Genomic DNA, 16,260 nt, shown 5'->3' with positions numbered 1-16,260 from the left:
ACACCCTAGCGGGAGAGGCGACGAAAAAACCCGAGCCGTTCGGCCCGGGTTTCTCGCATTCAAACCTGCCCCACCGCTTCAGGCGGCGGACGGGTAGTACTTCGAGGCGCTGGCCTTGATCGGCTCGGCGGTCTCGGCGGCGACGCGCTGGCTGAGCTCGACCAGCTCCTTGGCCTGGGCCTGGAAGGTCTCGAACTGCTTGCGGGTGTGGCCGGTCCACAGCTCCAGCGCTTCCGACGGCGACTTGGCGCCGAACAGCTGCTGGGCGAAGTCCAGCTGGGCGTTGGAGTTGGCCTTCATGAACTCGACCAGCTTGGCGGTGTACTCGCTCGCGCCCTTGGAGGCGCAGGTGAACACGGCCTCGACGGTGCCGTTGTGGGTCTCGGCCGCGTCCTTGAACTTGGCGTAGCTTTCGCGGGCCTGCGACACGCCCTTCTCGGCGAACGCACGCATCTGCTCGGGAACCTCGAACGGAATGATCGAGGCAGAAAACGGATCAGTCGCACCTGTCATGGTCGTCCCTCACGATAATGAAAAAATGCAGTGAGCCTTCTGGCGCGCCCGCCGGCCCCCGACCCGGGCCTGAATTAGCGGTGCGAAGACTGGAAACGCGATACAACGAGATGGCTCGCCCAGCGCCCAGCTTTATGGCTGCCTATCATGTCAACATTGTGCATCGCAACGCGCCAGACGGGTGCGTTGCGAAATTTAATCTCGGTGGGAGTGAGGTTCCGGTATGGTGGAACCGTTGGTTGAGTGGGGATGGCGACGAATTTGGCTGCAAGCGCCGCTCTTTCCGCTCCCTCCCCCGTTTTGGGCGGGGAATCGCATGTGGCTCTTTGCACGAGCTGAGTGCGCGCCTCGTCCTTCGAGACGACCGCTTTCAGCGGTCTCCTCAAGATGAGGCTAAGCGGCGTCGGCCCCCGTCGACCAGCGAACGCACTCGGTCCTCATCCTGAGGGCCCGCCGACGGGAGGGAACGCACCTTTTTTCCGACGCGCGTGTCGCCTCCATAGGCCGGCGATGAGCCTCCTGCCTTCGAATCCCTTGGATGCGGCCGGGCTGCGGCTTGCGGGGGTGGCCGGATTAAGGTTATCGCGGCTTAGGGGCGCGCCCGATGGGCCGGAGCCGTGGACCTGCGCGAAGACGCGGGCAATACTAACCTTTTCTTAAGGCTGCCATTCCGGGCAGCCTCAGGCGTCAAAGCGTGAGACTAAAGCCGGTCGGATGACGAGTTCGGATTTCCAGTTGCGAGGCGTGGGCGATCCCCGGCTGGCCGTGCATGCGACCTCGCAGCTGCCCACCTGGCTGTGGTCGATCGACGGCGCGCGCGTGCTGTGGGCCAATCCGGTCGGCGCAAGATTGTTCGGCGCGGCGCATAGCGCAGCGCTCGCGGACAAGGTGTTCGGCCCGGCGGATCCGCATCGCCGCCAGGTGGCCCGGCTCGCCCGCCAGCTGCCGGCGAACGGCAGCGTGCGGCTCCAGCGGCTGCGCGGCTTCGGCGCCCGGCTCGGCACGCTGATGACCTGCGCCTGCGCAAGGCTCGACTTCGCCGATGGCGGACATGCCGTGCTGGTCACCGCGATGGACCCGTCGCTGCGCGGCATGCCGCTGATCGAGCGGCTGCATCGCCTGGTCGAAGGCGCCAAGATGCCGATGGCGGCGTTCGCGCCGGACGGCCTGTTCGTCGGCGCCAGCGACGCCGCCCGCGCCCTGCTCGGCTTTCGCGATCTGTTCGAGGCCGGCCTCGACCGCGCCCGCAGCGATGCGCTGCGCGAGGGCCGTGCCGAGACGCCGATCGGGATCGGCCAGATGGTGCTGCAACGGGTCGGCCGCGGGGCCGATATCGGCCTGGTCGCGCTGATCGAGCCGGCTGCAGCTGGGCGTGCCAGACCGGCCAAGCCCGCCCCTGCCCCCGCGGCAATGCCAAGCGAGCCGCCGCCCAACGACGCGCCTACAGGCATCGCGATGTTCGACGCCTTCGCCGAGCCGGTCGAGGCGCCCACGACCAGCGAGACGAGCACACCCGAGCCGCAGCAAGACGCGGCCGCTCAGGACGCGGACGCGGAGACCGGTCGAGATCGCGCGCAGGAGCTGGCCGAGCCGGCCGCGGAAGCGGCGGCGGAAACTCCGGTTGAAAACCCGGCGGAAGCCATTGTGTCGCCGCAGGCGGCGCCGATTACTGCCGGCATGGTCGAGCCGCCGTCGCAGGAGTCGTCGCGCCAACCGCCGTCGGGCCAACAGGCCCCCGCACCGCGCCAGCATCCGCTGCGCTTCCTCTGGCAGACGGATGCAGAGGGACGCTTTGCGCTCCTCTCGGACGACTTCATCGACTTGATCGGCGCGCGCACGGCGGCAAGCTTCGGCCGCCCTTGGCGCGAGATCGCGGAAACGTTCGCGCTCGATCCCGACGGCCGCGTCGCGCAGGCGCTCGCAAGCCGCGACACCTGGGCCGGGATCACCGTGAACTGGCCGACCGACGGCGGCGCGCCGCTGCCGGTCGAGCTCGCCGGCCTGCCGGTCTACGACCAGTCGCGCAATTTTGCCGGCTTCAAGGGCTTTGGCGTCTGCCGCGATCTCGACGCCCTCAACCGGCTCGATGCGCTCCGCCGCTTCGCGCTGGTCGCGGAGCCGCCGGCCGCGGAGGAATTGTCCGTTGACGAGGCCAATCCCGAGACGGAGCCGAGGGCGGCAGCAGAGCCCGAGCCGCTCGCCGAGGCGCCGCCGATCGAGCCCCCTGCAGCCGAGCCTGAGCCTGAGCCGACAGCCGCACCCGAACTGCCAGACCCCACCAGCGCCGCGCCTTCACATCCAACCGATCCGGAAACGTCCGTGGAGACGCCCTTGGAGACTTCCGTGGAAACCCCACCCAATGTCGTGCCGTTCCGCCCGCCCGGCGACCCGCGATCGCCGACGCTGACGCCGGTCGAGAACAGCGCGTTCAACGAGCTCGCCCGGCAATTGTCCGAGCGTCTCGAACGCGAGCGCGAGGTGATCGCGGCAGACGCTTCCGAGCCTGTGGCGGAGCTCGGCATCGAGCCGCCGGCGCCGGAGCCCGCGCCGCCGCAAGCCGAATGGCTGACCGAGCCCGCAGCCCCGCCGCGCGGCGCCAGCGCGCGCGACCGCGCGCTGCTCGACCTGTTGCCATCAGGCATCTTGATCTACCGGCTCGATCGCCTGCTCTACGCCAACCCCGCCTTCCTGGCGCGCATGGGCTATGCCAGCATCCATGCGCTGGAGGATGCCGGCGGGCTGGATGCGCTCTATGTCGAACCGGGCGTGTCCTCGGCGAGCAGCACCTCGCAAGGCGGCACGCCGGTGACGATCAGCACAACGCTCGCGAACGGCGAGGCGCCGCCGGCGACGACGGATGCGCATCTGCACACGATCGACTGGGACGGCGAGAGCGCGCATGCGCTGATCTGCGCGCTGCCGCAGGCATCTGTCGTGGCCGTAGCCGCGGTCGCGGCTGAAATTGCCGAGCCGATCGTCGAGGAATCCTTTCCGTTCGCGCCCGAGCTGGAGTCCCAGGCCGGCGATGCCGACGGGGAGGATCTCGCCGCGATCCTCGACACCACGGCCGAGGGCATCGTCATGTTCGATGCCGAAGGCAACATCCACGCCTGCAACCGCAGCGCCGAGGCGCTGTTCGGCTATGACGGAGCGGCGCTGCTCGAGCAGAACCTGCTGACGCTGTTCGCGCCCGAGAGCCGGCAGGTCGTCGTCGACTATCTCGAAAGCCTCAAGAACCAGGACATCGCCAGCCTGCTCGACCACGGCCGCGAGGTGCTGGGGCGCGAGAGCAAGGGAGGCGTCATTCCGCTCGCGATGATCATGGGCCGCACCCGGCCCGACGGCCCCAACTTCTTCGCCGTGTTCCGCGACCTCTCGCAGAGCAAGAAGGGCGAGAGCGAGCTGACGCAGGCGCGCCACCTCGTCCACGATGCCGCCAATGCCAAGGCCGACATGCTGGCGCGGATCAGCCACGAGATCCGCACGCCGCTCAACGCCATCATCGGCTTTGCCGAGGTGATGATCTCCGAACGTTTCGGCGCGCTCGGCAACGAGCGCTACGGCGAATACATGAAGGACATCCGCGCCTCCGGCGAGCGCGTCATCGCCATCATCGACGACCTCCTGGAGCTGTCGCGGATCGAGACCGGCAAGCTCGACCTCAACTTCGCCAAGCTCAACCTCAACGACCTGGTCGAGGCCTGCGTGACGGTGATGCAGCCGCAGGCCAATCGCGAGCGCATCATCATCCGCACCTCGCTGGCGCATGCGCTGCCGCAGGTGAGCGTGGACGCGCGCGCGATGCGGCAGATCACCATGAACCTGATCTCGAACTCGATCCGGCTCGCGAGCGCCGGCGGCCAGGTCATCGTCTCCACCGCCACGACCGACCGCGGCGAGATCGCGCTGCGCATCCGCGACACCGGCCACGGCCTTTCCGAGCGCGAGGTCGCCGCCGCGATGGAGCCGTTCCGCACCCCGCCGCCGGGGGACGCCGCCGACAATTCGGCGCTCAACCTGTCGCTGACCAAGGCCCTGGTCGAGGCCAACCACGCCCGCTTCAACATCAAGAGCGCAGGCCACGGCACGCTGATCGAAGTGGTGTTCGCGCCGGCGCTGGCGGGGGCGTAGGTAGCTGCAGGACCCGGCACTCCGTGCCAACCTCTCCCGCAAGCGGGAGAGGTTGAACCGCGGCGCGATCAGTCTAACTCACGGGCGCCCTTCCGCCGTCACGCCGCGCGCACCGTCTCCAGGAATTTGCTCACCTCGATCTTCAGCCGGTTGCTGTCGTTCGACAGCGACTGTGCCGCGGACAGCACCTGCGAGGAGGCGGAGCCGGTTTCTGTCGCGCCCTGGCGCACGGCGGCGATGTTGGCGCTGACCTGCGTGGTGCCGGCGGCGGCGTTCTGGACGTTGCGCGAGATCTCGCCGGTCGCCGCGCCCTGCTCTTCCACCGCGGCCGCGATGGTGGAGGAGATTTCGGACAGGCGCTCGATGGTGCCGCCGATGGTCTTGATCGCGCCGACGGAATCCGCCGTCGCGGCCTGGATGCTCGAGATCTGCTGACCGATGTCGCCGGTCGCCTTGGCGGTCTGCTCGGCCAGCGCCTTCACTTCCGAGGCGACCACGGCAAAGCCGCGGCCGGCATCGCCGGCGCGCGCCGCCTCGATGGTGGCGTTCAGCGCGAGCAGGTTGGTCTGGCCCGCGATGGCGTTGATGAGCTCGACCACGTCGCCGATGCGCGCGGCGGCCTTGGACAATTCGCTGACGCGCTCGTTGGTCTGCCCGGCCTGGCTGACGGCCTCGCTGGCCATGCGCGCGGAGGCCTGCACCTGGCGGCTGATCTCGTTGACGGAAGCCGAGAGCTCCTCCGCCGCCGAAGCGACCGACTGAACGTTGGTCGCGGCCTCTTCCGAGGCCGCCTCGACCAGCGTGGCAAGCTCGGTCGACCGGCCCGCGGTCGTGGTCAGCGACGTGGCGGAGGCTTCGAGCTCGTTCGCGGCCGACGACACGGTCTCGACGATCTCGCCGACCGCGCCTTCGAAATCGTCGGCCATGCGGATCATGTCGGCGCGGCGGCGCTCGGCGGCGAGCTTGTCCTGCCGTATCTTCTCCTCCGCCTCCTGCTGCGCCTTCCGCTCGGCATTGACCTTGAACCTCTCGACGGCTTGCGCGATCTCGCCAATCTCGTCGGGACGGCCGAGCCCGGGAAGCACGATGGCGAAATTGCCGTTGGCGAGCTCGATCATTGCCGCGCGCATCGCGGTCAGCGGCTTCGAGACCGAGCGTCCGATGAAGATGCCGAGACCAAGCACGCTCGTCGCAATCAGCGCGATCGCGACCGCAATCCAGAACTGGATGTTGGCGCGCTCGGCCTCGTTGAGCCGGTCGGCCTCGATGCGGATCTGGTCGACCGCCTTCGAGACCTGCGCGATGACGGGCTCGACCGAGGCGAAGGCTTCGGACATCGCCTTCAGCTCGGCCGCGAGCTTCAGCGCAGTCTCCATCCAGGCGGCGAAATCGCGCTGGTAATCGGCGAGCTTCTGGCGGAGCTCGGCCTTAGTGGCATCGGGAATGGCGGCTGCGCCGAGATTGCTTGAGAATTCAGCCGCGCGCTTCTTGATGTCCTCGCCATATTTGGCGTCGCGGCGCAGCATGAAATCCTTCTCGTGCCGGCGCATCATCAGCATGATCACCTTGAGCGAGGAGTCCTGGAGCTGATCGACCTGGCTCTCGATGCCGTGGACCGAGGCACGCAGGCGTCCTTCGAGGCCGGACTTCTCGTCGAGGCCGAGCCGCTGCCGCTCCTCGACCACCGCGGCAAAGCGCGCCTGATAGGTCTTCAAGGATGCGTTCATCGCCTCGATCATCGCGGCGAGCTCCGGCTTGCCGAAGGCCGCGATCTTGCCGCGAAGCATCTCGATGTCGAGCGCCACCTGGCGGCCGATCTCGGCCTGCTGCCGGGCCTTGGCCGGATCGCTGCGCAGAAGGAAATCCTTTTCGGCCCGGCGCGCCTCCAGCAGCTCGACCGCGATCCTGTTGTTGAGCTCGAAGACGGTGCGCGCCTCCTCGGCGGCGTTGCGATAGACGCTCATCGCCTTCTCACCATAGAGGTGAATGCCGCCGATCAGGACGACGCCAACGACGCCGATCACGCCGATGGCCGTGATCTTGTGGGTGAGACGAAGGGAAAGAAGCCGCATCTGACGGAGACTCGATGGTGAACAGATACGGTTGATGAAGCGCTGATGCGTCAAAACTTCCGTTAATTTACGAGTACGTACTAGTACGAGCATTTCGCCCCAAATGCTCGCGTGTATGCACGCTGAGGTGCGTAGGGTTCCTCAAACAAAACACGGCGCCGTTTGGCGCCGTGTCCTGATACGTCGAAGCTTCGCAAACGGCTGCGGATCAGCTGTAGATCTCGAACAGGCCGGCGCCGCCCTGCCCGCCGCCGATGCACATCGTCACCACGCCCCACTTGGCCTTACGCCGCGCGCCTTCCTGCAGCAGATGGCCGGTGAGACGGGCGCCGGTCATGCCGAAGGGATGGCCAATCGCGATCGAGCCGCCGTTGACATTGTACTTGGCCGGATCGATCTCGAGCTTGTCGCGGCAATACAGGCACTGGCTGGCGAAGGCTTCATTGAGCTCCCACAGATCGATGTCGTCGATCTTCAGGCCGGTGCGCTTCAAGAGCTTCGGAATCGCGAACACCGGACCGATGCCCATCTCGTCGGGCTCGCAGCCGGCGGTCGCCCAGGCGACGAAGCGGCCGAGCGGCTTGAGGCCGCGCTTCTCGGCGTCCTTGGCTTCCATCAGCACCACGGCGGCGGCGCCGTCCGAAAGCTGGCTGGCATTGCCGGCGGTGACGTATTTGCCGGGTCCCTTCACCGGCTCGAGTTTTGCCAAGCCTTCCATCGTCGTGTCCGGACGATTGCATTCGTCGCGGTCGACGACGTAGTCGACGATGCTCTCGGCCTTGGTCTGCTTGTCGACGACCTTCATCTTGGTCTTCATCGGGACGATCTCGTCCTTGAACTTGTTCGCCTGCTGCGCTGCCGCCATGCGGCGCTGCGATTCCAGCGAGAACTCGTCCTGATATTCGCGGCTGAGCTTGTAGCGCTCGGCGACGATGTCGGCGGTGTCGATCATCGCCATGAAGATGTCGGGCGCGACCTTGAGCAGTTCGGGATCGATCGATTCCTTCGGCGAGCCGCCGCCCGGAATCGAGATGCTCTCGACACCGCCGGCGACGATGCAGTCGGCGCCGTCCGAGCGGATCGAGTTGGCGGCCATCGCGATGGTCTGCAGCCCCGAGGAGCAGAAGCGGTTCACCGAGACGCCGGCGGTGGTCTTCGGCAGGCCGGCGAGCAGCGCCGCCTGGCGGCCGATGTTCGGCGCGCCATGGGCGCAATTGCCGAGATAGCAGTCCTCGACATAGTCCTTGTCGACGCCGGCCCGGTCCACGGCGTGCTTGATGGCGTGCGCCGCAAGCGACATCGGCGGCGTGATGTTGAACCCGCCGCGGCCGGATTTCGCCAGGCCCGTGCGCGCATAGGAAACGATGACGGCTTCACGCATTGTCTTCTCCCTTATCGAATGGTCTTGAACGGAGCGTCTTTACGAGGCGTTCTGGGCGCCATTGGTACACAAAGTCAGGAGGTCGCGGGGGAAAATAAAACGCCGCCCTCCATTGACGGAGGCGGCGTTGTTCCGCGGGTCGGAATATGATGGCCGTCATTCCGGGGCGATGCGCAAGCATCGAACCCGGAATCTCGAGACTCCGGGTTCGGCTCTGCGAGTCGACCCGGAATGGCGGTGGACCTCAGAACGTCAGCGCCTTGGCCTGCTTGACCTGCGGCAGCGCCTGCACCTTGGCGAGCAGGTCCGCCGGCACCGCGCCATCGACCTCGACCAGCGCGATGGCATCGCTGCCGGGTGCGACGCGGCCGAGATGGAAGGTGGCGATGTTGATCTTGGCATCGCCGAGCAGGCTCGCGAACCTGCCGATGAAGCCCGGCTTGTCCTCGTTGGTCACGTAGATCATCGACTTGCCGAATTCGGCGTCGACCCGGATACCCTTGATGTCGACGAGGCGCGGCTTGCCGTCGGCATAGACGGTGCCCGAGACCGACCGCTCCTGCCGCTCGGTGGTGACAGTGACGGTGATCAGGCTTTCATAGTCGCTCTGGGCGGCGCGGACGATCTCGTCCACCACCATGCCGCGCTCCTTGGCGACGACGGGCGCGGACACGACGTTGACCTCGCCCAGCATCGGGCGCAGCAGGCCCGACAGCACGGCCGAGGTGATCGCCTTGATCTTCATCTCGGCGACGTGGCCCTCATAGGTGATCTCGACCTTCAGAATGCCGCTCTCGGTAAGCTGGCCGGCGAACGAGCCGAGCTTCTCGGCGAGCGAGATGAACGGCTTCAGCTTCGGCGCTTCTTCCGCCGTGATCGAGGGGAAGTTGACCGCGTTCGAGATCGCGCCGGTGAGCAGATAATCCGACATCTGCTCGGCGACCTGGAGCGCGACATTCTCCTGCGCTTCGGTGGTGGAGGCGCCGAGATGCGGGGTGCAGATCACGTTGGGGTGGCCGAACAGGACGTTCTTGGTCGCGGGCTCCTCGACGAAGACGTCGAAGGCGGCGCCGGCGATATGCTTGGCGTTGAGCGCATCGACCACCGCCTGCTCGTCGACGAGACCGCCGCGGGCGCAGTTGATCAGGCGCACGCCCTTCTTCATCTTGGCGATCGCAGCCGCATCGATGATGTTCTTGGTCTTCTCGGTCAGCGGCGTGTGCAGCGTGATGAAGTCGGCGCGCCTGAGCAGGTCGTCGAGTTCGACCTTCTCGACGCCGATATCCTTGGCGCGCTCCGGCGACAGGAAGGGATCGAACGCGATGACCTTCATGCGCAGACCGAGCGCGCGGTCGGCGACAATCGAGCCGATATTGCCGCAGCCGACCACACCGAGAACCTTGCCGGTGATCTCGACGCCCATGAAGCGGTTCTTCTCCCACTTGCCGGCCTGGGTCGAGGCGTCGGCCTGCGGGATCTCGCGGGCGAGCGCCAGCATCAGGGTGATGGCGTGCTCGGCGGTCGTGATCGAATTGCCGAACGGCGTGTTCATCACGATGATGCCCTTGGCCGTCGCGGCCGGGATCTCGACGTTGTCGACCCCGATGCCGGCGCGGCCGATCACCTTCAGCCTGGTCGCCTTCTCGAGGATCTTGGCCGTCGCCTTGGTCGCGGAGCGGATCGCAAGGCCGTCGTAATTGCCGATGATCTCGGCGAGCTTGTCCTTGTCCTTGCCGAGGTTGGGCTGGAAGTCGACCTCGACACCGCGGTCCTTGAAGATCTGCACGGCAGCGGGCGAGAGCGCGTCGGAAATGAGAACTTTGGGTTTGGTCATGAGGATGTGTCCTTCACACCCTCCCCTGGAGGGGGAGGGTCGGCGCGAAGCGCCGGGGTGGGGTGAAGCTGCAACAAAGAAAATCGCCGGTGCGCCGTGTGGAGAGATCACCCCACCCCGTCGCACCTGACGGTGCGTCGACCCTCCCCCTCCAGGGAAGGGTCAGAAGATCAGGCCGCCTTGGCCAGCGTGGCCTTGGTTTCGGCGAAGGCCCAGTCGATCCACTGCGTCAGCAGCTCGACGTCCTTGGCTTCCACCGTAGCGCCGCACCAGATGCGCAAGCCGGCGGGCGCATCGCGGTAATAGGCGAAGTCGTAGCCGGCGCCTTCCTTCTCGACCAGCGCGACCAGCTTCTTCGAGAACTCGGCCTGCGCGTCCTCGGACAGCGAGGTGATCGCGGGGTCGGTGAACTTGAGGCACACCGACGTGTTGGAGCGGATCGAAGCGTCCTTGGCCAGGAAGTCGATCCAGGGCGTCTTCGCCTTCCAGTCGGCCAGCACCTTGGTGTTGGCGTCGGCACGTGCGATCAGCGCCTTGAGGCCGCCGATCGACTTGGCCCAGTTCAGCGCGTCGAGATAATCCTCGACGCAGAGCATCGACGGCGTGTTGATGGTCTCGCCGACGAAGATGCCTTCGTTGAGCTTGCCGCCCTTGGTCATGCGGAAGATCTTCGGCAGCGGCCAGGCCGGCTTGTAGGTCTCGAGCCGCTCCACCGCGCGGGGCGACAGGATCAGCATGCCGTGCGCGGCCTCGCCGCCGAGCGCCTTCTGCCAGGAGAAGGTGACGACATCGAGCTTGGCCCAGTCGAGGGGCTGCGCAAACGCTGCGGAGGTCGCGTCGCAGATGGTCAGGCCTTGCCGGGTCGCGCTGATCCAGTCGGCGTTCGGCACGCGCACGCCGGAGGTGGTGCCGTTCCAGGTGAAGACGACGTCGCTGTTGGGATCGACCTTCGAAAGATCGGGAATCTCACCATAAGCCGCGTTCAGCTTGGTGACGTCCTTGAGCTTCAATTCCTTGACGATGTCGCTGACCCAGCCTTCGCCGAAGGACTCCCAGGCGAGCGTGGTGACCGGCCGTGCGCCGAGCAGCGACCACAGCGCCATCTCGACGGCGCCGGTATCGGAGGCCGGCACGATGCCGATGCGATAATCGGCGGGCACCTCGAGCACTTCGCGCGTCAGATCGATCGCAAGCTTGAGCTTGGTCTTGCCGATCTTGGCGCGATGCGAGCGACCGAGCGCTGCGTCCTTGAGATTTTGGGCATTCCAGCCGGGGCGCTTGGCGCAGGGGCCGGAGGAAAAATGCGGCACGTTCGGCCGCGAAGCGGGCTTCGCTACAGTCATAATCTACCCTTCCAGATAGTAAGCCTCCCGTTGGGGGGAGGTGTCCCGCCGCGGCTGATACGGGAATCGGGCAGACCAGTCAAGGAAGTTCCGGGGTCTCACGGGGGATTGAAGGCGCCTTCGGCGCGAGATCAGGGGATTCGACCACCGCGAGCGCATTCAGCAAGTCCGTGGCCTCGCTGATCAATTGCGCAGCCCGGCGGCGGCTGCCGACTTTCAAAATGCATTTGTCATTGGCCTGCACGACGTAGTCGTTGCCGACCTTGATGATGGAATAGCTTGTCATCGAAATCCCCGAACCGATCGAGCTCGGTGCCTGACGCTGGGTAGCACCGTTCGTTCCTTCATCAACGTGAACGACGGCTGGGTAGTTTACCGGCTCTTAACATGAACGAACGCGCGATCCGATTTCGCTGATTGCGCAACGGCTGCGTGGTGCTGGATCAAAAGCGGACAGTCATACCGACGTGGCTCGCTGTGAATCCGAGCCGCTTGTAGAAGCGCTGCGCATCCGTTCTCGTCTGATGCGTCAACAGCTCGACCAGATTGCAGCCGCGCGCCTTTGCTTCCGTCACCGCCCATTGCACCAGCTGCTCGCCGATACCGCGGCTGCGACAATCGGAAGCAACGCGCACGTCTTCGAGCAGGCCGCGAATGCCGCCTTGCGAGCTGATGCCCGGCAGGATCGCCAGTTGCAGGCAGCCGACCACCCTGCCCTCGCTCTCGGCCACGATCAGCGTGAGATTCGGATCGCGTTCGACCCGCGCGAATGCCTCGTCATAGACCGCGGGCAACGGATCCTCGACGCGCTCGCGCGCGCGGCCGAGATGATCGTCGGCCAGCATCGCCACGATCGCGGCAACGTCGTCGCGGCGCGCGCGGCGGATGGAGACGGATTCGGCGCTCATATCGAAAACTCAACTCAGCGCGCCGGCGGAAGGCCGAGAAACGCTTCGACTTCGCCGATCCAGCGGAGGACGGACGCATAACGGCCGAGGTCGAAGCCGCCTTCATGCGCCACGCGGGTATAAGCGAGCAGCGAGACATCGGCTAGCGAAACGTCTTCGCCGGCAAAGAAACGGCCGGCCGCCAGATGCTGCTCCATGCGGTCGAGCGCCGCATAGCCGCGCTTGACCTTCTCGGGATCGAGCTCGGATACGTCCTTGCCGAGATAGACCAGGAGGAAGCGGCACACCGCGATATAAGGCTCGTGGCTGTACTGTTCCCAGAACAGCCATTCGTCCATCTTGGCCGCCGTAAAGGCGTCGCGCGGAACGAGCGCGTTGTCGCGGGCGAGATAGCGGATGATCGCATTGGATTGCGCCAGCGTGCGGCCGTCGTCGAATGCGACGGTGGGCACCTGGCCGGCGCCGTTCATCTTCAGGAATTGCGGCGTGCGCGTCTCGCCCTTGCGCGTGTCGATCTCGATCCACCGGTAGGGCAATGCGAGCTTGTCGCAGACCCACTTTACCTTCAGACAGTTTCCGGAATTGCTGTCGCCGTAGATCTTCATCGCTGCCGCCCCGCCATGGAACGACAGAGCATCAGGCCCGAGAAGAGCTGTCAACCGCGGCGCGGCAAAGCCGCGTCAGAACTTGTAGCCGAGGCCAGCGCGGACCGTGTTGATGCTGGTGTCGACCTGAGAGGTAAAGCGAATGTATTCGTACTCCGCACGCATGAACAAGCCGCCGACCAGGTTGACGTCGACGCCAACACCGGCCGTGTAGCCGTAGATCAGGTGATTGTGCTGGGCGTCGGTCGAACTCAACGGCGCCAGCGGCGTGTAGGCCCCGAACTGGGTCGCGCTGACGCGATCCTGCACGGTGGCGGTACGCACGATATCCGCATTGCCGAGCGCGAGACCGCCGAACATGTAGGGCAGGAAGCAGCCCCATGCGTAAGCGGCGCGGCCGCGGAACGTTCCGATGTCGCTGATGCTGATCGAAGATGTCGAGGTCGCCGTGACATCATGGAAATTGCCGTCGGACAATGCCGTGGGGGAGACGCGCCTCTCGCTGGCCGACGACATGCCTCCGAACGTGCCGTGCAGCCAGCTCACTTCGAGACCCAAGACGACGTCGTCCCATTGCTCGTTGTAGCCGACGAAGGCGCCGTAACCGGTCGTGCGCTGCGAGGCCTTGCCCAATCCGAGATTCCACTGGGACACGCCCATCGAACTCTCGATCAACGTGTCCGCCAGCAAGGCAGCCATCATGTTGCTGGTCGAGCCGTTGAAGTTCTCGTCGGACGAGCCATAGCCGGCCTGCGCTCCGATATACGAGCCCTGCCAGTTGACGCTGGACCTCGTCAGGCCATCGGTGAAGCTGCCGCGCAGGATCGGCAGGTCGGGCATATCGGCCGCGTGCGCGGCTGACACCGTTCCCAACATCGCCGCCGCCACCATCAGCCTACGCATCGAAACGCTCCATCCGACTCGAACAGTTGCGATCATCATCGCCTATTAACCTTAACTAATGGTTGCGCCAGGCGCGCTCGTCGGTGTCGGACCATGAAAAATACGCAAAGCAAAACGGCGCGGGATGATCCCGCGCCGTTAAGAGACGTTAAGCGATGGAGCTGCCGATCAGCCCTTGGTGACGAGCGGCGGCGGCGCATAGACCGGCGGGCTGTCGAGATTCCAGCGCACGCCGAGCTTGAGGTCGTGCGAGGTGATGTCCTTGAACTTGAAGACATTGTTGGTCGTCGCACCGGTGTAGTCCGACAGAATCCCGGTTTGCCCCGGGCCCAGATCGACATAGCTGTAGGCGAGTTCGAGGACGAGGTTCGGATTGACCTTATACGCAAGGCCCGCATGAGCGGCCCAGGCGAAATTCCACTTCGAGCTGGTCGGAGCGGTGGCAAAGCTCGTGGTGGAGAACGGCAGGCTGTTGGTGCCCGTATCGGAGAAGTTCGCGATCGAGACCCGTGCGCCGCCGACGCCGGCGCCAATGAACGGCGTGATGCACCACCACGTACCGAGATCGACATACGCGTTGGCCAGGACCAGCCATTCGGACTTGCTGGCGCTGTAATTGTCGATGCCGTTGTAGGCCACGCCACCGGCAGTGCCCGTGAAGCGATCCGTGCCCTTGAAGTTCGAGTTGCCGCGATATTGTCCGGTCACGTCGGCGCGGAACCAGTTGTTGAACCGGTAGCCGACGCCGAGGCCATAGATGCCGGCGGTGTCGAACGAGGTCTTCTGATCGAACGAAGTGAGCTGCGAATACGCGGACTCGCGGCTGTAGTGGAGATCACTGGTCTTCTGGTTGCTGAAGCCAATGTCGCCGCGGAGATACCAGCCGCCGAAATCGGCGGGCGGAGCCGGCGGCGCGTACATGGGAGGGGGCGCCGCGATCGGCATATCGGCGGCGAACGCCATCGACGAGATCAGGGTTGCCGCACCCGCGGCAAGCAGAGACTTAACGCTACGCATTGGCTTCGTCCTTATGGCCGGTGAGGCAAAAATACGAGCGCCTCACTTCTGGAAACTCACGGGGGGACGATGGCAGCAAATGCTTAAGCGCCACTTAACCCTAATTTTTAAGGTTGATTTTTTCTGACCGCTCGCGCGTGCGGGCAGGAAGCGTTGCAAAAACGCATCGCCTTGCGCCGCAATTGCTAACGATGTGTGAAGCTGCGCTGCAGCGAGAGAGGAAGCGTTAACGCGTGTGTCGCGGCAGCTTGGGCAGGAACACCGCAAGCAGGCCGATCGCCGGCAGATAGGCGCAGACCTGGTAGACGAACTCGATCGAGGTGTGGTCGGCGAGCTTGCCGAGCACGGCGGCCCCCAAGCCGCCGATGCCGAAGGCGACGCCGAAGAATACGCCGGAGATCATGCCGAATCTGTGTGGCACCAGCTCCTGCGCGAACACGATGATCGACGACGTCGTCGAGGAGATGATCAGGCCGATGACGATGCTGAGCACCGCGCTGCCGACGAGCCCGGCATAAGGCAGCGCCAGCGTGAACGGCAGCGCGCCCAGGATCGAAATCCAGATCACGATCTTGCGGCCGAAGCGGTCGCCCAGGGGACCGCCCAGAAACGCGCCGACCGCGTTCGCCGCGAGGAAGATGAAGAGATAGATCTGCGCCGCCTGCGTCGACACCCCGAACCGGTCGATCAGATAGAAGATGTAATAGCTCGACAGGCTGGAGACGTAGAGCTGCTTGGAAAACAGCAGCGCGACCAGCACGAGCAGCGCGACCGCGACACGGCGCGAGCTCGGCGCGTCGGGATGGGCTTGAACGGCCGAAGTCTTCTTCGCCTTGATTTGCGGCGCGTACCAGCGGCCGATGCGCCAGAGGATGAGGATCGCGAGGAACGCGATCGAGGAGAACCAGGCGATGCTGCCCTGCCCGAACGGCACCACGATCAGCGCCGCCAACACCGGCCCCATCGAGGTGCCGAAACTGCCGCCGAGCTGGAATACCGATTGCGCAAAGCCGTAGCGGCCGCCGGAGGCGAGCCGCGCGATGCGCGCGGACTCCGGGTGAAACACCGCCGAGCCGAGACCGACCAGCGCGGCGGCGACGAGGATGACGAGATATTGCTGCGCGGCGCTGAGCAGCAAGAGGCCGAAGAAGGTCGAGGCCATGCCGATCGCCAGCGAATAGGGCTGCGCCTTCTTGTCGGTGTAGTGCCCGACCACCGGCTGCAGCAGCGAAGCCGTGAACTGGAACGCCAGCGTGATCATGCCGATCTGCGCGAAGTCGAGCGCGTAGGTGTCCTTCAGGATCGGATACACCGAGGCGATCAGCGACTGCATGGTGTCGTTGAGGAAGTGCGAGAAGCTGATGCCGGCGAGCACGACGTAAGCCGGCCCCGCGCTCGGCCTGGCAGCCGCCGCGACCTCGGCGACGACGACGGGCTCGGTCAGCGTTTCCTCTGAGACGACGACAGGCTTGTTCAATGCAGCAATCCCGGCGCGGCCGTTTGCCGCGACCTGCTCATTACGATGCAAGCATTGGTGGAACCACCGCCAATCG

General features: G+C 65.5%; 12 protein-coding genes. 1 reads left to right on the top strand and 11 read right to left on the bottom strand.

The window, feature by feature from the left end; all coding sequences use genetic code 11:
• Positions 1 to 78: 78 nt before the first annotated feature.
• Positions 79 to 513 carry a phasin gene (locus P6U31_RS06570; protein ID WP_407187419.1) on the bottom strand — a complete coding sequence of 145 codons (435 nt, stop codon included), beginning with the start codon at positions 511 to 513 and terminating at the stop codon, positions 79 to 81.
• Positions 514 to 1,227: 714 nt separating this feature from the next.
• Between P6U31_RS06570 and P6U31_RS06565 the strand changes: the two genes are divergently transcribed.
• Positions 1,228 to 4,644, top strand: coding sequence for a PAS domain-containing sensor histidine kinase (locus P6U31_RS06565; RefSeq protein WP_407187418.1), 3,417 nt, complete (start codon positions 1,228 to 1,230; stop codon positions 4,642 to 4,644).
• 98 nt (positions 4,645 to 4,742) lie between these two features.
• Here P6U31_RS06565 and P6U31_RS06560 read toward each other — a convergent pair whose 3' ends face one another.
• The 10 genes from P6U31_RS06560 to P6U31_RS06515 form a co-directional block, all read right to left on the bottom strand.
• Complete coding sequence (locus P6U31_RS06560; protein ID WP_407187417.1) at positions 4,743 to 6,716, bottom strand: methyl-accepting chemotaxis protein; 1,974 nt, start codon at positions 6,714 to 6,716, stop codon at positions 4,743 to 4,745.
• Between the two features lie 208 nt (positions 6,717 to 6,924).
• Positions 6,925 to 8,097, bottom strand: a complete 1,173-nt coding sequence (locus tag P6U31_RS06555; RefSeq protein WP_407187416.1) for a thiolase family protein — start codon at positions 8,095 to 8,097, stop codon at positions 6,925 to 6,927.
• 244 nt (positions 8,098 to 8,341) lie between these two features.
• Positions 8,342 to 9,931 carry a phosphoglycerate dehydrogenase gene (serA, locus tag P6U31_RS06550; protein WP_407187415.1) on the bottom strand — a complete coding sequence of 530 codons (1,590 nt, stop codon included), beginning with the start codon at positions 9,929 to 9,931 and terminating at the stop codon, positions 8,342 to 8,344.
• 170 nt (positions 9,932 to 10,101) lie between these two features.
• Positions 10,102 to 11,274, bottom strand: coding sequence for a phosphoserine transaminase (locus P6U31_RS06545; protein ID WP_407187414.1), 1,173 nt, complete (start codon positions 11,272 to 11,274; stop codon positions 10,102 to 10,104).
• 79 nt (positions 11,275 to 11,353) lie between these two features.
• Positions 11,354 to 11,560, bottom strand: coding sequence for a hypothetical protein (locus tag P6U31_RS06540; RefSeq protein WP_407187413.1), 207 nt, complete (start codon positions 11,558 to 11,560; stop codon positions 11,354 to 11,356).
• A gap of 157 nt (positions 11,561 to 11,717) precedes the next feature.
• Positions 11,718 to 12,182, bottom strand: a complete 465-nt coding sequence (locus P6U31_RS06535) for a GNAT family N-acetyltransferase (protein ID WP_407187412.1) — start codon at positions 12,180 to 12,182, stop codon at positions 11,718 to 11,720.
• Between the two features lie 14 nt (positions 12,183 to 12,196).
• The gene (locus tag P6U31_RS06530) at positions 12,197 to 12,787 is read right to left on the bottom strand and encodes a glutathione S-transferase family protein (protein ID WP_407187411.1); all 591 of its coding nucleotides are present in this window, start codon (positions 12,785 to 12,787) and stop codon (positions 12,197 to 12,199) included.
• A gap of 75 nt (positions 12,788 to 12,862) precedes the next feature.
• Positions 12,863 to 13,690, bottom strand: coding sequence for an outer membrane protein (locus P6U31_RS06525; RefSeq protein WP_407187410.1), 828 nt, complete (start codon positions 13,688 to 13,690; stop codon positions 12,863 to 12,865).
• 168 nt (positions 13,691 to 13,858) lie between these two features.
• Positions 13,859 to 14,707, bottom strand: coding sequence for an outer membrane protein (locus P6U31_RS06520; protein WP_407187409.1), 849 nt, complete (start codon positions 14,705 to 14,707; stop codon positions 13,859 to 13,861).
• Between the two features lie 226 nt (positions 14,708 to 14,933).
• Entirely contained in the window at positions 14,934 to 16,184 is a 1,251-nt protein-coding gene (locus P6U31_RS06515; RefSeq protein ID WP_407187408.1) for an MFS transporter, read from the bottom strand.
• Positions 16,185 to 16,260 lie beyond the last annotated feature (76 nt).

The organism is Bradyrhizobium centrosematis (assembly GCF_045571495.1).
Taxonomy (GTDB): domain Bacteria; phylum Pseudomonadota; class Alphaproteobacteria; order Rhizobiales; family Xanthobacteraceae; genus Bradyrhizobium; species Bradyrhizobium centrosematis.
Note: the sequence above shows the minus strand (reverse complement) of the source record. Positions and strands in the feature narration are given on the sequence as shown.

Excerpts from the sequence above, each read along its gene's own strand:
- P6U31_RS06570 (WP_407187419.1), bottom strand. The coding sequence starts at position 513 with ATGACAGGTGCGACTGATCCGTTTTCTGCCTCGATCATTCCGTTCGAG.
- serA (WP_407187415.1), bottom strand. The coding sequence starts at position 9,931 with ATGACCAAACCCAAAGTTCTCATTTCCGACGCGCTCTCGCCCGCTGCC.
- P6U31_RS06555 (WP_407187416.1), bottom strand. The coding sequence starts at position 8,097 with ATGCGTGAAGCCGTCATCGTTTCCTATGCGCGCACGGGCCTGGCGAAA.
- P6U31_RS06540 (WP_407187413.1), bottom strand. The coding sequence starts at position 11,560 with ATGACAAGCTATTCCATCATCAAGGTCGGCAACGACTACGTCGTGCAG.
- P6U31_RS06530 (WP_407187411.1), bottom strand. The coding sequence starts at position 12,787 with ATGAAGATCTACGGCGACAGCAATTCCGGAAACTGTCTGAAGGTAAAG.
- P6U31_RS06545 (WP_407187414.1), bottom strand. The coding sequence starts at position 11,274 with ATGACTGTAGCGAAGCCCGCTTCGCGGCCGAACGTGCCGCATTTTTCC.
- P6U31_RS06565 (WP_407187418.1), top strand. The coding sequence starts at position 1,228 with ATGACGAGTTCGGATTTCCAGTTGCGAGGCGTGGGCGATCCCCGGCTG.
- P6U31_RS06535 (WP_407187412.1), bottom strand. The coding sequence starts at position 12,182 with ATGAGCGCCGAATCCGTCTCCATCCGCCGCGCGCGCCGCGACGACGTT.
- P6U31_RS06520 (WP_407187409.1), bottom strand. The coding sequence starts at position 14,707 with ATGCGTAGCGTTAAGTCTCTGCTTGCCGCGGGTGCGGCAACCCTGATC.
- P6U31_RS06560 (WP_407187417.1), bottom strand. The coding sequence starts at position 6,716 with ATGCGGCTTCTTTCCCTTCGTCTCACCCACAAGATCACGGCCATCGGC.
- P6U31_RS06525 (WP_407187410.1), bottom strand. The coding sequence starts at position 13,690 with ATGCGTAGGCTGATGGTGGCGGCGGCGATGTTGGGAACGGTGTCAGCC.